At 55.0% G+C, this 20,929-nt stretch carries 17 protein-coding genes; 16 read left to right on the forward strand and 1 reads right to left on the reverse strand.

The window, feature by feature from the left end:
* From PMYSY11_RS07850 to PMYSY11_RS07900, 11 genes are all read left to right on the forward strand, one after another.
* The gene (locus tag PMYSY11_RS07850) at positions 1-1,509 is read left to right on the forward strand and encodes an aldehyde dehydrogenase family protein (protein ID WP_150548819.1); all 1,509 of its coding nucleotides are present in this window, start codon (positions 1-3) and stop codon (positions 1,507-1,509) included.
* 81 nt (positions 1,510-1,590) lie between these two features.
* Positions 1,591-1,764, forward strand: coding sequence for a hypothetical protein (locus PMYSY11_RS07855; RefSeq protein ID WP_170860569.1), 174 nt, complete (start codon positions 1,591-1,593; stop codon positions 1,762-1,764).
* 3 nt (positions 1,765-1,767) lie between these two features.
* Complete coding sequence (locus tag PMYSY11_RS07860) at positions 1,768-3,237, forward strand: purine-cytosine permease family protein (protein WP_150548820.1); 1,470 nt, start codon at positions 1,768-1,770, stop codon at positions 3,235-3,237.
* A gap of 3 nt (positions 3,238-3,240) precedes the next feature.
* Complete coding sequence (gene betA, locus PMYSY11_RS07865; RefSeq protein WP_090510810.1) at positions 3,241-4,929, forward strand: choline dehydrogenase; 1,689 nt, start codon at positions 3,241-3,243, stop codon at positions 4,927-4,929.
* 363 nt (positions 4,930-5,292) lie between these two features.
* Positions 5,293-6,273 (forward strand): quinone oxidoreductase family protein, encoded by a 981-nt coding sequence (locus tag PMYSY11_RS07870; protein ID WP_090510807.1) that lies wholly within the window; start codon positions 5,293-5,295, stop codon positions 6,271-6,273.
* 14 nt (positions 6,274-6,287) lie between these two features.
* Positions 6,288-7,136, forward strand: coding sequence for a TauD/TfdA dioxygenase family protein (locus PMYSY11_RS07875; RefSeq protein WP_090510804.1), 849 nt, complete (start codon positions 6,288-6,290; stop codon positions 7,134-7,136).
* A gap of 77 nt (positions 7,137-7,213) precedes the next feature.
* The gene (locus tag PMYSY11_RS07880; protein ID WP_090510801.1) at positions 7,214-8,266 is read left to right on the forward strand and encodes a beta-keto acid cleavage family enzyme; all 1,053 of its coding nucleotides are present in this window, start codon (positions 7,214-7,216) and stop codon (positions 8,264-8,266) included.
* Between the two features lie 87 nt (positions 8,267-8,353).
* Positions 8,354-9,685, forward strand: coding sequence for an MFS transporter (locus tag PMYSY11_RS07885; protein WP_090510799.1), 1,332 nt, complete (start codon positions 8,354-8,356; stop codon positions 9,683-9,685).
* Positions 9,682-10,344, forward strand: a complete 663-nt coding sequence (locus tag PMYSY11_RS07890) for a DsbA family oxidoreductase (RefSeq protein ID WP_090510795.1) — start codon at positions 9,682-9,684, stop codon at positions 10,342-10,344. Before PMYSY11_RS07885 ends, PMYSY11_RS07890 begins: the two co-directional genes overlap by 4 nt.
* Entirely contained in the window at positions 10,341-10,667 is a 327-nt protein-coding gene (locus PMYSY11_RS07895; RefSeq protein ID WP_150548821.1) for a Rieske (2Fe-2S) protein, read from the forward strand. The genes PMYSY11_RS07890 and PMYSY11_RS07895 overlap by 4 nt, the downstream gene beginning before the upstream one ends.
* On the forward strand, positions 10,664-11,674 hold the full coding sequence (locus PMYSY11_RS07900; RefSeq protein WP_150548822.1) for a YeiH family protein: 1,011 nt from the start codon (positions 10,664-10,666) through the stop codon (positions 11,672-11,674). The genes PMYSY11_RS07895 and PMYSY11_RS07900 overlap by 4 nt, the downstream gene beginning before the upstream one ends.
* 117 nt (positions 11,675-11,791) lie before the next feature.
* Here PMYSY11_RS07900 and PMYSY11_RS07905 read toward each other — a convergent pair whose 3' ends face one another.
* Positions 11,792-12,811, reverse strand: a complete 1,020-nt coding sequence (locus tag PMYSY11_RS07905) for an AraC family transcriptional regulator (protein WP_150548823.1) — start codon at positions 12,809-12,811, stop codon at positions 11,792-11,794.
* Between the two features lie 248 nt (positions 12,812-13,059).
* Here PMYSY11_RS07905 and PMYSY11_RS07910 point away from each other — a divergent pair, with 248 nt between their 5' ends.
* The 5 genes from PMYSY11_RS07910 to PMYSY11_RS07930 all read left to right on the forward strand — a co-directional run bounded on the left by PMYSY11_RS07910 (position 13,060) and on the right by PMYSY11_RS07930 (position 20,766).
* Positions 13,060-13,614, forward strand: coding sequence for an RBBP9/YdeN family alpha/beta hydrolase (locus PMYSY11_RS07910; protein WP_150548824.1), 555 nt, complete (start codon positions 13,060-13,062; stop codon positions 13,612-13,614).
* Positions 13,615-13,761: 147 nt separating this feature from the next.
* On the forward strand, positions 13,762-15,594 hold the full coding sequence (locus PMYSY11_RS07915) for a DUF1302 domain-containing protein (RefSeq protein WP_338051126.1): 1,833 nt from the start codon (positions 13,762-13,764) through the stop codon (positions 15,592-15,594).
* Between the two features lie 39 nt (positions 15,595-15,633).
* The gene (locus PMYSY11_RS07920; RefSeq protein ID WP_150548825.1) at positions 15,634-16,992 is read left to right on the forward strand and encodes a DUF1329 domain-containing protein; all 1,359 of its coding nucleotides are present in this window, start codon (positions 15,634-15,636) and stop codon (positions 16,990-16,992) included.
* A gap of 145 nt (positions 16,993-17,137) precedes the next feature.
* A complete protein-coding gene (locus PMYSY11_RS07925; RefSeq protein ID WP_150548826.1) occupies positions 17,138-18,211 on the forward strand; it encodes a WD40/YVTN/BNR-like repeat-containing protein in 1,074 nt (357 codons plus the stop codon).
* A 32-nt stretch (positions 18,212-18,243) separates the two neighbouring features.
* A complete protein-coding gene (locus PMYSY11_RS07930; protein WP_150549677.1) occupies positions 18,244-20,766 on the forward strand; it encodes an efflux RND transporter permease subunit in 2,523 nt (840 codons plus the stop codon).
* The last annotated feature ends 163 nt before the right edge of the window (positions 20,767-20,929 follow it).

Consider the following 20,929-nt stretch of genomic DNA (forward strand, 5'->3'; position numbering starts at 1 on the left):
ATGGACGCGATTGTTAAGCAATATTTGCAAACCTATGGCATTAGTGAGGCCGCTCAGCGCTTTCTGAGCAAGGCGCAAAAAATGTTCATTGGCGGGGCTTGGGTCGACGGCAGTGACGGCGCGAACGCAGAGGTGACGGAGCCTTCGACCGAAGGGCTATTAACACACATTCCGATGGGCACAGTTGCAGACTTGGACCGTGCCGTCGCGGCTGCTCGTGAGCAGTTTGATAGTGGTGAATGGAGCGCGCTCAAGCCCGCAGAACGCGAGCGCTTGCTGCAACGCCTGGCCGATCTTATTGAGCTAAATGCGCATGAGTTGGCTGAAATCGAATCAATCGATATGGGTAAATCGGTCAGCCAAGCGCTTGAAGTCGATATCCAAGGCACGATTGATACATTCCGTTATTTCGCTGGCTGGGCCACAAAAATCCACGGGCGCACCGCAGAGCCCTCTTTACCAGGTAACTATCTGGCATACACCCGAAAGGAGCCTGTCGGTGTGGTGGGCATCATTGTGCCGTGGAATTTTCCGCTGCAAACCATGGCCTGGAAGCTGGGCGCGGCATTGGCCACAGGCTGCACAGTGGTGGTTAAACCGGCTGAGTTAACGTCTTTATCGGCACTGCGCTTTGCTGAGTTGGTGCAGGAGGCCGGGATCCCGGATGGTGTGATCAATATTGTGACCGGCCGTGGCAGCGTAGTGGGTGCAGCGATGGCGACCCATGCTGGCATCGACAAACTCAGTTTTACTGGCTCCACGCCTGTTGGCATTACGGTCGGCAAAACAGCTATGGATCAGATGAAGCGTTTGACCCTTGAGCTGGGCGGCAAGTCTGCCGTAATCGTTCGCGAAGATGCCGATATCAAGGCCGCCGCGCAGGCGGTAGCCAACGGTGTTTTCTTCAACTCGGGGCAGGTTTGTGACGCAGGAACCCGCGCCTATATTCACCGCAGTGTCTATGCCCAATTTTTAGAAGAGCTGATCGCCTATACCCGCACATTGAAGGTTGCCCCCGGTTTAGATGCCGAGTGCTTTATCAGCCCGCTGGTGTCTGCACAGCAGCAGGCGCGGGTTCTGGAATACATCGAGGCAGGCAAGCAGGAAGGCGCAGAAGTGGCGTATGGCGGCCAAGCAATCACCGGTCCCGGGTACTTTGTTGAGCCAACTATTTTCGCCAATTGCCGCAACGATATGCGCATCGTTCAGGAGGAAATCTTTGGTCCGGTGCTGGTGACTGCACCCTTTGACGAGGATGACGAAGCGGTGGAGTTGGCTAATGACTCTTGGTTTGGTCTGGCAGCAGCGATCTACTCGAACGATCTCGGCCGTGTTCACAGCCTGATACCGCGCCTGCGTGCCGGCTCTGTGTACGTTAACGCGCACAGCACCATTGATCCGTGCATGCCATTCGGTGGCTATAAGCAATCGGGCTTTGGCAAGGACTTGGGCGCAGAGCAGCTCGATTATCTGCTGGAAACCAAGGCGGTATGGATCACCCTGCCGTGAGTTAAACCCCTCGGCATAACGCCATCGTTATGCCGAGACACAGCGTAACCAATAAGAAGAATTATACGAGGTTCAGGTCATATGAATACCGCAGCCGAAAACCTGAGGGCGCAGGACTTGGAAAAACGCATTCGCGTGTATGAGGAGATGGAGCTGGCAGATGAGTGGCCGGGTGCGCTCAGCGCCCTCGACTACACCGTGATAGTCCTGATGACGCTGGTATTGGTCGTCGGCTTCTACCTTTGGGGGTATTGAGCCATGGCAACGTCTGATTCGGTTGATTCTGGCCTTGAAGCCCAACGCGGAGATACGCCGTTGCTACCCAGTGAGCGGCTATGGGGATTTTGGGAGTTCACCTACGCCAATTCCGCGCTGGCCATTGCCACCTGGGCCTTTTTGATTGGCGGCGCAACTGCATTGTTTGTGGGCGTCACGGAAGGAATAGCGGCGATTGTAATCGGTAATATTCTGGGTGTTCTGCTGGCGTCTTTCGCCACTTGTGTGCCGTGTGGCAAGTACGGTACAGAGCAGTTTACCTTCTTGCGCAGCATGTTCGGCGGTAACGGCAGCCGCCTGGTTTATGTCTTGGCAGTGGTGTTTCTGACCATGGGCTGGCTCGCCGTTCTGGGACTCATGTTCGGCCGTTCGATTGACGGGCTGACAGGGCTTCTGACTGAACATGAAGCGAACCCAACCGGCTCGCTGGTGCTGGTGTCAGGCTTGTTTGCAATTCTGCTGGCGGGTTTTGTTGTTGCCAAAGGTCCTACCTCGATCAAGGTATTCAACACCATCGTCGCGCCGGCGCTGGTACTGATCATGGGCGCCATGCTGTACATGGTGTTCAGTGATCACAGCATGGCGGAACTGCTGGCGCTGCCGGCACTCGATGCGCCATTCAGCGATAAACGCGTCAATTTCATGATTGCGGTGGAGGTCAATATGGCAGCCGGGCTGTCCTGGTGGCCGTATATCGGCAATCTGGCGCGGCTTAGCAAGAATCAGCGCACAGCATTCTGGCCCAACATTATCGGCATATTCGCCGCTGCGGTGCTGGGAGAGGTTGTCGGTTTGCTGGCATCTGCCGCATTAGGCAACAGTGATCCAACCATCTGGATGACCCACATCGGAGGCCTGGCATTTGGTGTCATCGCGCTGGGGTTTGTCGCATTTGCCAACATCACCAGCATGATCAACATCCTCTACACCTCTATTGTGGGCTTGCGTCAGTTGGCGGGAAAAACCTTCCGCGACATGAGCTGGACCCTGCTCGTGGTGATGTTCTGCGCTGTGCCATTGTTGATTGTCAGCTTTGCGCCTGAAGTCTATGACAGCTTCTTCATATTCCTGGTGTGGACTTCGGCGTTGAACAGCGCGCTGGCAGGAATCGGAATCGCCGATTACTACTTCTTGCGCCAGCAGCGGATGAATCTGCGTCATCTGTATGCCAGTGAGGCGTTGTCACCTTATCGCTACTGGAAGGGCTTCAATCCGATTGGCTTATTCGCGCTGTTAGTGGGTGTTGGGGTTTACGTGTTCTTGTTTAATCCCCAGAGCCTGGCCAACGCGTCCTGGTTTCGCTTCATCTCCGCTTCCATTCCGTCTTGCCTGCTGGCCGGCGTGATCCATTTTGTGCTGACCCGGGCTTTTGCCGAGCGTTTAGGCTGGGGCGCCTACTCTCCGCGCGCTAAGCGTCAGCACGACTCTTTGAATTTAGATGCACAGGCTTGAGCCATGACTAAACGATACGATTACATCATTATTGGCGCGGGCTCTGCTGGGTGCGTGTTAGCCAACCGCTTGAGTGAGGACCCAAACACCTCGGTACTGGTGTTGGAGTATGGCGGCAGCGATCGCAGTGTGTTGATCCAGATGCCCAGTGCCTTCTCAATGCCCATGAACACCAAGAAGTACAACTGGCATTTCGAGACCGAGCCTGAACCCTTCCTCGATAACCGCCGCCTGCATTGTCCGCGCGGCAAGGTACTCGGTGGGTCTTCTTCAATCAATGGGCTGGTCTATATCCGCGGGCACGCATCAGACTTCGACCAATGGCAATCATTGGGTGCAGAGGGCTGGGGTTATCGCAATTGCCTGCCGTACTTCAAACGTGCCGAGAATTACAAGTTTGGCGGCGATGATTACCGTGGCGAAGGGGGGCCGCTGAGCACCAATAATGGCAACAATATGCAAAACCCACTGTATGGCGCCTGGGTTGAGGCGGGCGTTCAAGCCGGTTACATCGAAACCAAGGATTGTAACGGCTACATGCAGGAAGGCTTTGGCGCGATGCACATGACGGTCAAAAATGGTGTGCGTTGGTCAACCGCCAACGCCTATTTACGACCTGCGATGAAACGTCCAAACCTGACCGTGATCACCCACGCAATGACGCGTCAGGTGTTGTTGGAAGGCAAACGGGCTGTTGGCATTCTCTACGATCATGACGGCCAGACCCACACCGTGCATTGCAACCGCGAAGTGCTGCTTTCGACGGGGCCGATTGGCTCGCCGCAGTTGCTGCAAATGTCCGGGATTGGTCCCGGTGAAGTGCTGCGCAACGCCGGTATCGAAGTGAAGCATGAGCTGCCCGGTGTCGGTGAAAACTTGCAGGATCACTCGGAAATTTATATCCAGTTCGCCTGCAAACAGCCGATCACTCTGAACAGCAAGATGGGCCTGTTAAGCAAGGCCATGATTGGCCTGCGCTGGTTGTTATTCAAAGATGGTCTGGGGGCCAGTAATCACTTCGAAGCGGGTGGTTTTATTCGCTCTGAGGTGGGGCTGAGCTGGCCCGATATTCAGTTTCATTTTCTCCCCGCCGCGATGCAGTACGACGGTGGCAAACCGCTGAAGGGCCATGGTTTCATGGTTTTGACCGGGCCGAATAAACCAACCAGCCGCGGTTATGTCCGTGTGCGTTCGGCAGACCCTTACACGCACCCGGAAATTGTCTTCAATTACTTACAAACTGAAGAGGACCGCGAGGGTTTCCGTCGTTGTGTACGCCTGACCCGGGAGATTATTGGTCAGCCGGCAATGGATGCGTATCGCGATTACGAAATTGCTCCGGGCCCTGACGTTAACACCGATGAGGAGATCGATGCGTTTGTGCGCAAGAATATGGAAAGCACCATGCATCCTTGTGGTTCGTGCCGAATGGGCGAGGATGAAATGGCCGTGGTTGATTCAGCGCTACGTGTACGCGGTATCGAAGGCTTGCGAGTTATTGATTCATCGGTGTTTCCGACCGAGCCCAACGGCAACCTGAATGCGCCGACGATCATGCTGGCCGAGCGCGCTGCTGATCTCGTCCGAGGCTTGCCGCCATTGCCGCCGGTTGATATTGAAGTTGGGCTTGCGCAGGGTTGGGAGTCCCGTCAGCGCAGCAATGCGCCCCTGCGCAAAGTCGCCAGCAGCTAACGCGCTTTGTAAAACCAGAGGGGTGTTGGTTTATACACGGCAACTAACCCTCAGCATTTCTCACAGTGAAACGAGGCCCGAGGTAAACGGGCCTCGTTTTTTTGTTTGTGGCTCGCAGCAAGCCTTTTAAAGCTATCTCTCAGCCACAAGCCATGCAGGGTTACGCCTGAGCGACGGCGTCCGCGACGTTTGCGCTGGCCCAGCTTGGGGCGTGATGCAGAGGCGGCGGTAACTCTGAACGGGTTTGTCATTAAATGAAAAGTCATTGTCGTTCGATGAGAAGCGGATGAAGCGTCTGGGCATTACATTTCAGTCAACGTATACGCCATAGGGCGTCCCGAGCGCAGATTGGAGATCAAGTAAATGCCAAAAGCCGTCCGCTTCTATAAAACCGGTGGTCCTGAGGTTATGCAGTACGAGGACGTGGAGGTTGGCGATCCCGGCCCAGGTGAAGTACGACTCCGTCAGGTTGCTGTGGGGCTTAACTATGCCGATACCTACTTTCGCAACGGCACGTACCCAATTCCAATGCCAAATGGCATGGGCGTTGAGGCCGCTGGTGTCGTAGAGGCAGTGGGTGAGGGCGTGAGCAATGTTTGTGTCGGGGACCGTGTCACTTACACCGGGTTCCTCAATACGCTCGGCGCCTATTGCACTGAGCGTCTGATCCCGGCTGCGCCGTTGATCAAGCTTCCAGAGAGCATTTCATTCGAGACCGCAGCGGCGATGACCATGCGCGGCCTGACCTCCGCGTATTTGCTGCGGCGCATCCATGACTTCAAACCCGGTGACAGCATTTTATTGCACGCGGCTGCCGGCGGCGTTGGTCTGATTGTTTCGCAGTGGGCCAAGTTATTGGGTTTGCGCGTGATTGGTACTGTATCCAGTGACGCCAAGGGTGACATTGCCCGCGCACATGGCTGTGATCATGTGATCAATTACAGCCATGAAGATGTGGCCAAACGCACGCGGGAGTTGACCGACGGGGTAGGTGTAAACGTCGTTTTCGACAGCGTAGGCAAGAGCACATTCATGGGTTCACTCGACTCGTTGAAGCGCCGCGGTCTGATGGTTTGTGTGGGCACGGCTTCAGGGCCAATTCCGGCATTCGACCCGGTACAGCTTGCAATGAAAGGCTCGCTCTATCTGACTCGCCCAGCACTGGCTGACTACATCGCCGATCCGGCGGAAAAGGCTGATCTGGCCGGCGAGCTGTTTGACTTGGTCGGCAGCGGCAAAATCAAAATCGAGATTAACCAGCACTACGGTTTGCAGGACGCCGTGCAGGCGCATCGTGACCTGGAGTCACGCAAGACCACAGGCTCTTCGATTTTCATCATTTAAGGAGATCATTAGTCATGCAAGTTGAACAACTGACCTGCAACATTGGAGCAGAGTTGCTGGGCGTTAATCTTGCCGATGCAATTCATGATGCCGGCCTGTTCGCTGAGATCCGCGCCCAATTGCTTAAGCATCGCGTGCTGTTTCTGCGAGATCAAGATATTAGCCGTGCTGAGCATGTAGCTTTTGCCCGCTTGTTTGGCGAATTGGAAGATCATCCCGTTGTCGGCAGCCATCCGGATCATCCCGGGCTGGTTCAGGTTTACAAGAGCCCGGAGAGCCCGATAGACCGCTACGAAAACTCATGGCATACCGATGCAACCTGGCGCGATGCACCTCCCATGGGCTGTGTGCTGCGCTGCGTTGAATGCCCTCCGGTGGGCGGTGACACGATGTGGGCCAACATGGTGGTGGCTTATGAGCGACTGCCGGCAGACGTGAAAGAGAAAATCGAAGGCCTGCGCGCGCGTCATAGCATTGAAGCGAGCTTTGGCGCGGCGATGCCAATCGAGAAACGTCTGGCGCTGAAAGCACAATATCCGGACGCAGAGCATCCCGTGGTGCGTACTCACCCCGAAACCGGTGAGAAGGTGTTGTTTGTTAACAGCTTCACCACTCATTTCACCAACTTCCACACGCCTGAGCGGATTCGGTTTGGCCAGGACTTCAGCCATGGCGCGTCTGAGTTGCTGCGCTATTTGGTCAGCCAGGCCTGTATTCCCGAGTATCAGGTGCGCTGGCGCTGGCGGCCCAACAGCATCGCTATCTGGGATAACCGCAGCACTCAGCATTACGCCGTAATGGATTACCCCGCCTGCCATCGCAAGATGGAGCGCGCTGGTGTGATTGGCGAAAAGACCTACTGAGCAGTCTGGCGGAAATTATCAAGCGCACAATCGCGCGCATTAAAGCCGTTTGGCAAAAATAAAAAAAGGAGACGAACATGCAGTTCTTCGATGATTCCCTGCACCCGGAAAATATGGAAAAGGTCGTGATTACCGTCGCACCTTACGGCCCGGAGTGGATGCCAGAAGACTTCCCGGAAGACATTCCGGTAACCATGGATGAGCAGGTACAGAAGGCGGTTGACTGCTATGAAGCGGGCGCTACTGTTCTGCACTTGCATGTGCGTGAGTTGGACGGCAAGGGGTCCAAGCGACTGTCTAAATTCAATGAATTGATTGCTGGGGTACGTGAGGCTGTACCCGACATGATTATTCAGGTGGGCGGTTCGATCTCCTTCGCGCCAGAGAGCGACGGTGAGGCTGCCTTGTGGCTGTCTGACGATACCCGGCACATGCTGGCGGAATTGTCACCCAAGCCGGATCAAGTCACCGTAGCGATCAACACCACGCAAATGAACATCATGGAGTTGCTCTATCCAGAGTATTTGGAAGGCACTTCCCTGGCAAACCCTGCCTATCAGGCTGCTTACAGTGAAATGACGGTTCCTGCTGGCCCTGCCTGGGTCGCCGAGCACCTCAAGCGCTTACAAGCCAGCAACATCCAGCCGCACTTTCAGCTGACGGGCATCCATGCCTTCGAAACCCTTGAGCGACTGGTGCGCAAAGGCATTTACATGGGGCCATTGAACCTGACGTGGATTGGCATTGGTGGTGGCTTTGACGGCCCGAACCCATTCAACTTCTTCAACTTCATTCACCGCGTGCCGGATGGCTGCACCTTGACCTCCGAATCGTTGCTGAAAAACATGTTGCCCCTCAATACCATGGCTCTGGCCATGGGCCTGCACCCTCGGGTCGGCACTGAAGACACCATTATTGACCAACACGGCAAACGCTTCACTTCCGTGCAACAGATCCAGCAAACGGTACGCATCGCTCATGAGTTGGGTCGTGAGGTTGCCAACGGTAAAGAAGCCCGTGAGATCTATCGCATTGGTGTGCAGTACTCAAGCATTGAGCAAACGCTGCTAGCCAACGGGATGGCTCCAAATCGCAAGCAAGGCCAGAAAGGCGTCCCGCAACGCGGCTGATGCCTAGCGCAGCAGGGGCAGGCTCCTGCTGCGTGTTAAAAAATATTCAAAACAATAAAAACGGGTGCAACACACCCAGGAGGCATCATGGCCTTTCACCACAGCGCTGTGGACGATGAAGAGGATACGTCTATAGGTATCCCGCGTCGGTACGCGTGGATCGTTTTCGCTTTGACCTTTGGCTTGTTGATTTCAGATTACATGTCGCGGCAGGTGCTTAATGCCGTGTTCCCGGTGCTTAAGAGTGAGTGGCTGCTGAGTGACAGTCAGCTCGGATTACTCAGCGGCATTGTTGCCTTGATGGTCGGGTTGCTGACCTTTCCATTGTCGTTGCTAGCCGACCGTTTCGGCCGTGTCAGAAGCCTTGCGTTGATGGCGTTGCTGTGGAGCCTCGCAACGTTGGGATGCGCGCTGGCGCAGAACTACCAACACATGTTGATAGCGCGCTTTATGGTGGGGCTTGGCGAGGCCGCCTATGGCAGCGTGGGTATTGCCGTGGTGATGTCGGTCTTTCCTAAAAGCATGCGCGCAACCCTTGCCAGCGCCTTTATGGCGGGTGGCTTGTTCGGTTCAGTTTTAGGCATGGCTCTCGGCGGGGCTATTGCGGTGAAGTTGGGCTGGCGTTGGTCATTCGCGAGCATGGCGTTGTTTGGATTGGTGCTGGCGGTGCTGTATCCGATCATCGTCAGAGAATCGCGTATCGCCCCCAAGCGTCTTGGCGCTATCAGCCAAAAGAGTAAGGCGGCAATCAGTCGTCCATTGCGCACGCTTTACTGCACGCGCTCAGTTATAGGCGCCTATGTGGGCAGCGGCCTGCAGCTATTTGTGGTGGGTACGGTGCTTGTGTGGCTGCCGAGTTATTTCAATCGTTACTACGCGATGGACGAGGGTAAGGCTGGCGGGCTCGCCGCTTTGATTGTGCTGTGCTGCGGGGCTGGCACAGTGTGTTGTGGCATGCTCAGTGATCGGCTGTGTCGCCATTCGCAGATCCGTAAAGTTGACCTTTCGATTGCCTACTGTCTGGGTAGTTGCCTGCTGCTTTCGCTGGCGTTCGCGCTTACGGCGGGGCCGTTGCAGGTGATCCTGATTGCTCTGGGAATGCTGATCGCCGCAGGCACCAACGGCACCACAGGCGCGATGGTGGCGAATTTGACCCACTACAAAGTGCACGGTACGGCGTTTGCTACGTTGACCCTGGTTAATAACATGCTTGGGCTCGCGCCAGGGCCGTTCATCACCGGGCGCGTATCCGACCTCATCGGTCTGCACGAGGCATTTCAATTAGTACCGCTGATAAGCATTGGCTCTGCGGCGGTGTTCATCTATATCAAGCGCCATTACATCGCCGACATCGCGCGCCCCAAAGGTGACGAGTCGTCTGAGGCGTGCCTTAAAAAGTCGGTTGGGGTGATGTCGTGACAGCTGTTTTACAGATTGATGCATTTTTCGATTTTGTGTGTCCGTGGTGTTTGATTGGCAAGCGTCAACTAGCGCGGGCATTGGCTCAGTTGGCTGCCAGCCGCCCTGATGTTGAGGTCGAATTGAGCTGGCACGGCGTGCAGTTGCTTCCCCATCTGCCCGAAAACGGCGTGCCCTTTGCCGCGTTTTATCTTCAGCGTCTTGGCAGTGCCGAAGCGGTCCGCATGCGTCAGGCACAGGTTGAGCAAAGCGCTGCAGCCGTCGATTTGCAGATTGATTTGAGCCGCATTGAAAAAATGCCCAACACAGGCCTGGCGCATCGCTTATTTGAGCGCGCTGCAAGTTTGGGGACTGTGGCGCAGCGTGACGCTTTATTGGAACGCCTGTTCGCTGCCTATTTTGTGCGGGGAGAGGATATCGGTGAGCGCACCACGCTGTTGGCAATCGCTGAGCAATGCGGCTTCTCGAAAGCAACTTTGGATGAATACATTGCGGGTAGCACGCAACCGGTAGAGGCGAATAACAGGGGCAGCAACGGTGTGCCTCACTTTGTCTTCAATCATCAGTATTTAGTGAGCGGTGCTCAGCCTGCCAGTGTGTTGTTGCAGGCGATGCATGAAGCGCTTGATCACGTTACGGTCGGGGGGCAGCAGGCGTGAGTCAGCGTATTGCAGTGCCGAAAGGCAAAGTTCCAGCGCTGGGAATGCGCACGTTGTTGAGATCAGCAGATAAAAGCCTGGCTGTATTCAATATTGAGGGGCAGCTTTATGCAATCGATGACAGTTGCCCGCATCAGGGCGCTTCATTGTGTGGCGGGCGCCTGGAAGGCCGGGTGATTCAGTGCTGCGCACATGGTTTACGTTTCGATGTTGCGAGTGGCTATTTAGTCAACTCGACCAGCTTCAAAGTGGCCAACTACCCGGTCGAGATAGAAGACGACCAAGTTTTCATCATCGTTGATGCTGAGGAATGTGCGGTATGAGTACCTTCGCTTTGGTCTCTGTGCATTCTCGCGCTCGCGAACTGCTGCCCGGCTTTATTGTCAGCCTGATTGTCGCCGCCGCTGCCAGCTTTCTCTCGGAGCACTACGACGCGCCCGTGATGTTGTTTGCCTTGTTACTCGGCATGGCCCTTAATTTTCTTGCAGCTGATAGCAGCTGCAAGTTGGGCATTGAGTTCACCGCGCGCACCGTGTTGCGCATAGGTGTTGCTCTGTTGGGGATGCGCATTACCTTAGAGCAAATTGCCGCGCTCGGCTGGAAACCAGTGGCGCTGGTGGTGACACTGGTTGTGGTGACAATTCTGGTGTCAGTGGTAGCCGCCAAACTCATGGGGTTTCAGCGTTTGTTTGGCATGCTAACCGGTGGCGCTACGGCGATTTGCGGGGCTTCTGCAGCTTTGGCGCTGGCGGCTGCGTTGCCAAATCATCCGCAGAAGGAACGTGCGACCTTATTCACGGTGATTGGTGTCTCAGCGCTCTCGACGCTGGCGATGATCATCTATCCGATGATTGCTAATGGCCTTGGGCTCTCGCCTGAACAGGCTGGCGTATTTTTGGGCGCCACCATTCATGATGTTGCGCAGGTCGTCGGGGCGGGTTACAGCATGTCGACCGAAACCGGTGATACCGCCACGGTCGTCAAGTTAATGCGCGTGGCCATGTTACTTCCCGTCATCGTCTGCGCCGCGATGATCACCCGCATGCAAGGGGCTGATCCTGCAGGCAAACGACCGCCACTATTACCATGGTTTGCGGTGGGCTTTTTGATTCTTGCATGTGTAAACAGCACAGGATGGGTTGCCCCGGCGATTCAGGGTTTCACCAATGATCTGTCACGCTGGTGCTTGGTCGTCGCAATCAGCGCGCTGGGGATGAAGACTCAGCTCAAGGAGCTGGCTGCAGTAGGTCTGAAACCCATTCTGCTGATGGTTGGGGAGACGGTATTCCTAGTAGCTCTGGTCTTGCTGTTGATGCATTGGGGCTTGTAGAAATGTAGTGATTTGCGTGGGGATGGAGTGGGGGCAAATTCAGTCGAATAACGCCCCCAGCGGTTTACGCTTTTTACGCACCCGGCAAGTACAAATCGCAGGGAGAAGGCTGGGTGTTTAGCCTTCCTTACGCGGTACAATATTATGCGCTTTACGCCAAGAGGCTGGAGGCATGCCGAATTGGGAAATAAACCAGCGCGTGAAGGAGCTGGGCATTGAGTAGCCCAGTATGTCGGTGATTTGCCCCAGTGAGTAGTAAGGGTTTTCCAGGTAGCGAATCACCAGATCGCGGCGAACCCCATTAATTAAATCGCTGAAACTGGCTCCTTCTTCGTCCAGGCGCCGCTGCAAAGTGCGCACGTTCATGCCCTGGCTTTGAGCAATTTGCTCAATGGTCGCGCGCCCCATTGGCAGCAAAAGGTAGATGGATTTGCGCACGTCGAATGCCAGCGAGTGGTCGACCTTGCCTTGCAATGAGTCAAGGTAGCGTTGAGCGTGGCGGGCCATCGCTTCGTTGGCGAGAGGGTTGGTGGTGTCAAGATTGGCCGATGGGCAAACGATGCCATTAAACTCGCACCCGAATTCAATCTTGCAGCCGAAAATCCGCCGATGCACCGTGAGGTCGGCTGGTGCTTCATGGGTGAAACATACGTTCATCGGTTGCCAGTGAGCGCCCAGCAGCGCGGCGCAAAAACGATGCATGATACCGATGGCAAGCTCGATCGCTTGGCGGTTGTCCGTACCGCTCTCAGTCACCAACTCCTCACGGATAATCACGGTTTTCCCGGTTTCTTCAATGAAGATCGCCAGTGAGTCATTGAGCAGATGACGGTACTGCACGATCACCTGCAGCGCATCGCGAAGATTTTTCTGGTGGCTGAGCAGCAGGCTCACTTCACCAAAGTCGGATAACTGACGAAGTTCGGCCATGCGCAGGCCGAAGGTTTCACAATTACTCAGCTTGGCTGACTGCTCCAGCAAGTCGATAGCTGCACTGACCGAGATTTGCTGTGTGGGGTCGCTGAGAATCGCAACGCTCAAACCGGCGTCAGCCAGCAGTGTGTTTACGTTGAGCTGCAGGTGGCGGGCTACTTCCAAGTAGTTGGTGAGCACGGCAGATCGAGAGAGTGCGGTCATGGCTTATCTACCTTCAATCAAGTGACATAGAAGGTCTCTGTGTCGTTTTTGTCCGCCATTTATAGAGAGTTTGTCGCTGGATGGAAAGTCAGAATGACTTAATCAATTCATCAGAGTGATGTGTCACCAAATGAAAAGTGCCTGACGCTAAATGTGAAGCGCCAGGGTTAGGCGAAATCTACTGTCTGCTTACAGGGTTCGAGATATCAGCGGACCGATCGGTGACGTATCCAAAGGCGGATGTGGCGATGAGTGAAACCACTGTTTTGATTATTCCAGGCTTGCGTGATGAGGTGCCGGATCACTGGCAAACCTTGCTGGCGAAAAAGCTTGAACGGGTTCGCTCAGTGCCTCCTTTGGAAGACAACAAGCTCAGCCTCGTCGCACGATTGGAGGCTATTCAACGCGAGCTGGATCAGATTGACGGGCCGGTGATTATCGTGGCTCACAGCGCGGGTGTGCTGATGACTGTGCATTGGGCTGCGCTCAATCAACGTCCGATCAAGGGTGCTCTGCTGGTTGCGCCACCTGATCTTGAGGCCGAATGGCCGCCAGGCTATCCAACCGCGCAAACCCTCAAAGCCAACGGATGGATTCCATTACCGCGAGAGCCTCTGCCATTCCCATCCATTTTAGCGGTCAGCAGTAATGACCCACTCTGCAGCCTGCAAGCCGCTGGCCAAATGGCTGAAGACTGGGGTAGCCAGCGGGTGGACCTCGGTGCCGTTGGCCATCTCAATCCAGCCGCCGGTTTTGGCGAGTGGCCTGAGGCTAATGCGTTGATCAATCAGTTGGACGGCTAAGCCTCAGTAGCACAAACACCGCTTTAGAGCTCGCATCGCCCGAATGCCGGGTGCGGGCGTTGTTCGCACAAAAAACAACAAAAACAAAAAAACGGAGACAACATCGTGAAACATACAGCCGCTAATAAATACCTTCGGCAGAGTTTCTTGGCCACGTCCGTGATGCTCGCCGCCTTACCCGCTGCTCACGCTTTTGAAGTCGAAAATGGCAGCGATGACTGGACTATACGATTCGATAACACCCTCAAAGCCAGTTATGGCCAGCGAGTTGAGGGTGAGAACGCGAAGATCGCCAACACCTCCAATCTCAACGACGGTGACAAGAACTTTAGCGTCGGCAGTGCTGTGACCGAACGCCTCGATTTACTGACTGAGCTGGATGTGGTCTTCAAGCGCAGAATGGGCTTTCGGGTCAGCGCCGCCAGTTGGTATGACCATGCCTATGATAGCGTCGGCTCAAACTCCAACCCGTTCCCTGGCCATAGAGATAATGCCGGGAATCTGGTTGCTGCCCGGCCTGTTGGTGGTGTTATTCAAGCCGGTGACTCGCTCAATGGCCATGGATCACGCAAGCATGGCCTGAGTCGCTATACCGACCGTTACTACAATGGTCCCTCAGGTGAAATCCTCGATGCCTTTGTGTTTTACAGCACAGAGATTGGTGATGAGTCTTTGCTGAGCGCAAAGCTTGGTAAACACAACATCTACTGGGGAGAGACCTTATTCAACGCAGCGAATGGGATTAACTACGGTCAGTCCGCTCTGGACTTGGCCAAGCTGTATAACGTGCCGGGCACTGAAACCAAAGAGTTGTTTCTACCGCGCAATCAGCTATCGATGTCATTCACGGTCAACCCGGAACTTACCTTAGGCGCGCAATACTTCCTGGAATTTCAGAACTCCAGATTGCCCGAAGGAGGCACCTACATGGGTGCTTACGACATGCTCGATGAAGGCGCTGATGTGTTCTGGCTGCCGGTCCCGGCGTTATTGGGCGGAGCTGGTGCCTTCTACGGTGCGCCGCGAGGGCACGACGTTAAACCGCACAACTCGGGCGATTTCGGCTTAATGGCCAAGTGGAGTCCGGACTGGCTGAACGGAACCTTAGGCTTTTACTACCGCAATACGTCGGACACTTTACCGGCGGTGCTGATCAATGCCCCGAACTTGCACAAGCCTGGAGTTGCGGGCTTTGAAGGTGTTGAGTATCTCACCGCATACGCCGATGACATCGACATCTATGGCCTGAGTCTTTCGAAAAGCGTGGGGCCTGTCAGTGTCGGCCTCGACCTGAACTACCGTGAAAACATGCCGTTGGTGAGTAACTTCAGCACCATTAATGGTTCGCTCAATGCAGCAGCAGAAGCAGGGCTGATTAACGGCGCCAACCTTATTGGGGCAGTTCCGGACAATGGTGAAACGGGGCTGGCGCGCGGCAAGACTTTCCATGTAGTGCTTAACGGTTTGGCGACCTTTGGTGATACCCCGTTGTGGGATGCTTCATCGCTCGCTGTAGAAGGCGCAATGACGCATTTAGTCAGCGTGGATAAAGGCCAGCAGACCTTTAAGGGCGACTCCAGTTATCAGGGCGTCGACAAGGTTGATACCAACGCATACACCATCGCAGCCAACTTTACCCCGACCTGGTATCAGGTATTCCCGGGTGTCGATATGTCCATGCCTATGGCCTACAACGTGGGGCTCAAAGGCAACTCTGCCATTCAGCTAGGCGGCAACGAAGATGCCGGCAGTTATTCCGTCGGCATCTCGGCGGACGTCTACCAGAAGTACCGGTTTGACCTGAAGTATGTGGATGCTTTCGGCCCATTCGATACCTGTGAAACCGGCTTCGATAACAACACGCCTGGCGCTAATGGCCAATACCAGTGCATTCCCGGACAGATTACTTCGCAGGCAGGTTTGGTCCCCTTGCTGAAGGACCGGGGAATGGTCACGGCTTCGTTCAAAACCACCTTCTGATTGACGCTCAGATTACAAAAATAACCGGAGAGAACTCAGATGAAATGTCTTAAAAACCTGCTGGCTGCTGCGGTGGCGGCATTAATGACTACTCAAGTTCAGGCGGCTGTATCCGCCGAGGACGCAGCGAAGCTGGGCACCAGCCTTACCGGGATCGGCGCTGAAATGGCGGGCAATGCAGATGGCTCCATACCCGCCTATACCGGGGGTATGACGACCCCGCCTGCCAGTTTTAAAGCGGGTGACACCATGCGCCCGGACCCTTTTGTCGACGAGAAACCATTGCTGGTGATCGACAGTAAAAATGTTGATCAATATGCAAGTTTGCTGACGGCAACCACGGTGGAGTTGGCTAAGCGATTCCCGACTTTCCGCGTCAATGTATACCCGAGCCACCGCACCGTGGCCTTGCCTGAAAAAGTGGTGGATAACACCCTGAAAAACGCCACAGGTGCAAAGTCATTAGAGGGTGGGCTGTCGATTGATAACGTGCTGCCGGGCGTGCCGTTTCCGATCCCGAGTTCAGGCAGCGAAGCCATGTGGAATCACTTACTGCGCTACCTGGGCGTCAGTCTCTCCACCAAGTACGACTCATGGAATGTGGACTCGGCCGGTGTTGCAACGCTTGCTACAACCGGGCGTTCATACATGAGCTATCCAATCTATGAAGACATGGATAAACCGATCCGTGGCGATGATATTTTTTATCAGATGAAGCTGTATTACACCGGTCCTGCGCGCCGAGCCGGTGAGGCAATCATGCTCAAGGACTCTGCCAACCCGTTAGCGCAACCGCGCAAAGCCTGGCAGTACTTGCCCGGTCAGCGTCGGGTAAAGCTGGCACCAAATCTTGCTTACGACACGCCTAATCCGGGTACTGCCGGCGCAGGAACTTACGATGACGTATTTGTGTTCAATGGCGCGCTTGATCGCTTTGACTGGAAGCTGATCGGCAAACAGGAAATGATCGTGCCTTACAACACCTATAAGTTGACTTACGCTCAGGACGCCAAGCAGCTGACAACTCCTAATCATCTCGCACCGGATTATGTGCGCTGGGAGAAGCACCGTGTCTGGGTTGTGGAAGGGACTGTTAAAGAGGGCGCCCGACACATCTACCATAAGCGCCGCTTCTACATAGATGAAGACAGCTGGATCGCACTGGCCTCTGATCAGTACGACTCAAGCGGCAAACTCTATCGCGGCTCGTTTGCCTTTCTGACTCAGAGTTATGACAAGCAAGCCCCTGATACTTCACCTTTCGTTATTTATGACCTGGTCGGTGGGTCATACAACATCAACGGTGTTGTTGGGCCATACGGCGGCATCAAGTACGGCGAGCCTTTGTCGAAAGTGCAGTGGGCACCGGATGCATTGGCGGGCGCGGGCATTCGCTAAGCAATAGCCACTCAAGGCCGGGGCACCGCCCCGGCAGCATGACGGGTCGATGAGCGCAATAACGGTCGCTCATCGTGGCGAAGCGATTTCGATGCTGGTGTGCGCGTTGAGTGCATTTCTGCGTCGCTCCCTCAAAGGGTGCTGTATGGATTCCTTGAAAAACACTCTGCTGGCAATTCTGTGCGCAGCGTGCGGATTAGTGCCGTGCGCAGCCCAGGCGAGCAGCTATGTCGATGTGCTGGACATGCCTGCCAAACCAACGGCTCTGGCTACGCGCAGCCCTTTGCTCGGTGTGACACGGGCGGGGGAACGCATGGTAGCGGTGGGGCAGCGCGGGCACATTCTTTATTCAGATGATGCAGGCAAGCACTGGGTGCAGGCACAGGTTCCTGTCAGTAGTGATCTGAATGCCGTAGATTTTCCGACCCCTCAACAGGGCTGGGCCGTCGGTAACGATGGTGTTGTCTTGCACAGCAGTGACGCAGGAGCGACCTGGAGCAAACAGCTGGATGGACGGCAAATCGGCGACTTGGTAGTCAAATATTATTCAGCGCTTGCCCACGCGCAGCCGGACAACGAAAGCTGGCCAGGCTTTATCAGCGAGGGTGAGCGTTTGGTTGAGGAGGGCGCCGACAAGCCGTTTCTCGATGTTTGGTTCGCTGACGACAAACTCGGCTATGCAGTTGGTGTGTTCAACCTGATATTGCGCACCGAAGATGGTGGCCAAAACTGGACGCCGTTTCAGGACCGTACTGATAACCCGCAAGGGTTTCACCTTAACGCTATCGCCTCCACTGGCGATGCGCTGTATATCGCTGGCGAGCAGGGCTTACTACTCAAATGGGATGCGGCCTTGCAGCGTTTCAACGCCTTGCAGACGCCGTATCAAGGCAGTTTTTTCGGTGTGATTGGCAAGCCCGGCGACGTCATGGCTTTCGGCCTGCGTGGCAACGTAGTGCGCAGTACTGACGGTGGCCAGCAGTGGCGCGATGTGCCGAGCAACACGCAGGTCAGCATCACCGCCGCCGTTATCAATGCGCAGGGCCAGTATGAATTTTTCTCGCAGGCCGGCGATGCGCTGATTGATCAAGCCGGCGCTGAAAAACTACAGCCGCTCGCCGAGCAGCCCTTGTCCCCGGTAGCTGGCGCCGCAATTGCGCCTGATGGATCGCTAGTGGTGGTGGGCAACCGTGGCGCACAGACTCTGCCTGCGCAATAAGATCTCGAATAATAAGAGTGAGTACCCCAGACATGGGCAATATCAAGCAAGACCTCATGCCGGTGATTCGTGACTTAAGCGATTTCGATCAGCACTCCGGAAACAGGCTGGAACGATGGGTATTCAACTATCGGCCTCTGTTCATGCTGCTCATGACCTTGGTCACGTTGGTGCTCGGGTATATGGCGGTCACGCGTCTTGAGATTCGTCCCAGCTTTGAAAAGATGATTCCCCAAAGCCAGCCGTATATTCAAAACTTTTTGAATAACCGTCAGTCACTGCGCGGGCTGGGCAACTCGGTGCGGGTGGTGGTCGAGAATACCCAGGGCGATATCTTTGACCCTGAGTATCTTGAAGTCCTCAAGCAGGTTAACGATCAGTTATTTCTCACCGATGGAGTCGACCGCGCGTGGATGAAGTCGTTGTGGAGCCCCGGAGTTCGCTGGACTGAAGTAACAGAGGAAGGTTTTCAGGGCGGGCCGGTGATGCCCGACACCTATAAAGGAACCCCCGAGGACCTGGAGCAACTGCGGCGTAATATTAGCCGTGCCGGAATCGTTGGTAGTTTGGTGGCGAGTGACTTCAAATCCAGCATGCTGATTGTGCCATTGCTGGATAAAGCTTCGGCGACAGGGCAGGCTATCGACTACCAGCAGTTCTCGCGCATGCTGGAGCAGCAGTTGCGCAAAAAAATTGAGTTTGCTGGCGACAGCACCGCGCATCAATCCGGTGCGGAGGGCAATGGCCCGTATAAAATTCGAGTCATTGGCTTTGCCAAGCTAATGGCTGATCTGATCGATGGCTTAGTTCAGGTCATGATGTTTTTCGGCTTGGCAGTGTTCACCTCGCTGCTCATCATCTACCTCTACACGCGTTGTTGGCGCAGCACTTTTTTGGTTGTGGGCTGCTCGCTAATCGCTGTGATCTGGCAGTTAGGCATCGTCGCCTGGCTGGGCTATGCCATTGATCCCTATTCTGTGCTCGTGCCCTTCCTCATATTCGCCATTGGTGTGTCCCATTCTGCGCAAAAAATGAATGGCATCATGCAGGACATTGCGCGAGGCACGCACAAATGGATCGCTGCACGCTACACCTTTAGGCGTCTGTTTATTGCGGGAGTTACTGCATTACTCGCCGATGCAGTGGGCTTCGCGGTGTTGATGCTGATTGATATTCCGGTGATTCAGGATCTCGCCATCACCGCCAGCATCGGTGTTGCCGTGTTGATTTTCACCTCCTTGTTACTCATGCCTGTGGCGTTGTCTTACGTAGGCGTCGGCAGCAAGGCGGCTGAGCGTGCTTTGAAAATCGATATGCAGTCAGCAGGGGATCACGGTTTTGGCAGGCTGTGGAGTTTGCTCGATCGCTTCACCACACGTAAGTGGGCGACAGGGGCTGTACTCGTCGCAACCCTGTTGGGCGCAGGCGGTTATGTAATCAGCCTGCAATTGCAAATCGGTGATCTCGACAGCGGAGCGCCAGAGTTACGCGCGGACTCGCGCTACAACCGGGATAACGCCTACATCACCAGCCACTATGCCCTTTCCAGTGACTTGTTCGCGGTGATGGTCAAAACCCCGCCTGAAGGCTGTTTGAACTACCAGACACTGGTACTTGCCGATCGCCTGGCTTGGGAGTTACAGCAGTACCCCGGTGTTCAGGCAACTTCATCGCTGGTTAATGCGGTGCGTCAAATTACGGCAGGTACGTACGAGGGCAACCCCAAACTCAATAGTATTCAACGTAATCAGAACGTGCTCAATTACGCAGCGCAGCAAGCCTCGGTCAACTCGCCCGAATTGTTCAATACAGATTGCTCGCTAATGCCCGTGATTGCCTATCTCAAAGATCACAAGGCCGAGACGTTGGACGCCGTGGTGGCCATCGCCAGTAAATTTGCGCAGGAGAACAGCACGGAGGATCGTCAGTTCTTGTTGGCGGCTGGCAGCGCGGGTATCGAAGCCGCCACCAATATTGTGGTGCGCGAGGCCAATAGAAGCATGCTGTTGTATGTATACGCAGCCGTAACCATATTCTGCCTGATCACCTTCCGCAGTTGGCGCGCAACAGTAGTGGCTTTGCTGCCGTTGGTGCTGACCTCGATTCTGTGTGAAGCCTTGATGGTTGGCATGGGGATCGGCGTTAAAGTGGCGACCTTGCCCGTGATCGCACTGGGCGTTGGCATCGGAGTGGACTACGCGCTGTACCTGCTTAGCGTGCAGTTGAGCTTTCAACGTCAGGGGCTATCGCTAGCGGATGCATACCGTAAAGCGGTGTCGTTTACAGGGCGAGTGGTTGGCCTGGTCGGTATCACGCTGGCCGCTGGCGTGGTCTGTTGGGCTTGGTCACCGATCAAGTTTCAGGCGGACATGGGCATCCTTCTGACCTTTATGTTCCTGTGGAACATGCTCGGTGCACTGATTCTGATTCCCGCGTTGTCGCATTTTCTGTTGCGCGAGACCGGCACGGTCAACTCAAAAGAAGTTGAGCTGACCGTGAAACCTGTAAAAGACAGCGGCCATTGCAATAAGTCAGGAGTATCGCATGCGCTGTGAATCTTCAGGACAAACTCAGCCTTTCTAATCAATTTGCGTGAAAAGCCCGAACCTTGAGGGTCGAAGATAGTTGTTTAACTCTCTTCATCTCGCTTGCAAGCCTGATGCTTTGCTATGTGTGGCTCGGGTTCATCCTTTTATTGCTATAGCTCTGCCTGGCAAG

Source organism: Pseudomonas marincola (genome assembly GCF_900682675.2).
GTDB classification, from domain to species: Bacteria; Pseudomonadota; Gammaproteobacteria; order Pseudomonadales; family Pseudomonadaceae; genus Aquipseudomonas; species Aquipseudomonas marincola.

Bases quoted from the DNA above. Each gene is read 5' to 3' on its own strand.
- betA (WP_090510810.1), top strand. From the start codon at position 3,241: ATGACTAAACGATACGATTACATCATTATTGGCGCGGGCTCTGCTGGG.
- PMYSY11_RS07855 (WP_170860569.1), top strand. From the start codon at position 1,591: ATGAATACCGCAGCCGAAAACCTGAGGGCGCAGGACTTGGAAAAACGC.
- PMYSY11_RS07910 (WP_150548824.1), top strand. From the start codon at position 13,060: ATGAGTGAAACCACTGTTTTGATTATTCCAGGCTTGCGTGATGAGGTG.
- PMYSY11_RS07850 (WP_150548819.1), top strand. From the start codon at position 1: ATGGACGCGATTGTTAAGCAATATTTGCAAACCTATGGCATTAGTGAG.
- PMYSY11_RS07930 (WP_150549677.1), top strand. From the start codon at position 18,244: ATGGGCAATATCAAGCAAGACCTCATGCCGGTGATTCGTGACTTAAGC.
- PMYSY11_RS07925 (WP_150548826.1), top strand. From the start codon at position 17,138: ATGGATTCCTTGAAAAACACTCTGCTGGCAATTCTGTGCGCAGCGTGC.
- PMYSY11_RS07875 (WP_090510804.1), top strand. From the start codon at position 6,288: ATGCAAGTTGAACAACTGACCTGCAACATTGGAGCAGAGTTGCTGGGC.
- PMYSY11_RS07900 (WP_150548822.1), top strand. From the start codon at position 10,664: ATGAGTACCTTCGCTTTGGTCTCTGTGCATTCTCGCGCTCGCGAACTG.
- PMYSY11_RS07920 (WP_150548825.1), top strand. From the start codon at position 15,634: ATGAAATGTCTTAAAAACCTGCTGGCTGCTGCGGTGGCGGCATTAATG.
- PMYSY11_RS07860 (WP_150548820.1), top strand. From the start codon at position 1,768: ATGGCAACGTCTGATTCGGTTGATTCTGGCCTTGAAGCCCAACGCGGA.
- PMYSY11_RS07870 (WP_090510807.1), top strand. From the start codon at position 5,293: ATGCCAAAAGCCGTCCGCTTCTATAAAACCGGTGGTCCTGAGGTTATG.
- PMYSY11_RS07905 (WP_150548823.1), bottom strand. From the start codon at position 12,811: ATGACCGCACTCTCTCGATCTGCCGTGCTCACCAACTACTTGGAAGTA.
- PMYSY11_RS07880 (WP_090510801.1), top strand. From the start codon at position 7,214: ATGCAGTTCTTCGATGATTCCCTGCACCCGGAAAATATGGAAAAGGTC.
- PMYSY11_RS07885 (WP_090510799.1), top strand. From the start codon at position 8,354: ATGGCCTTTCACCACAGCGCTGTGGACGATGAAGAGGATACGTCTATA.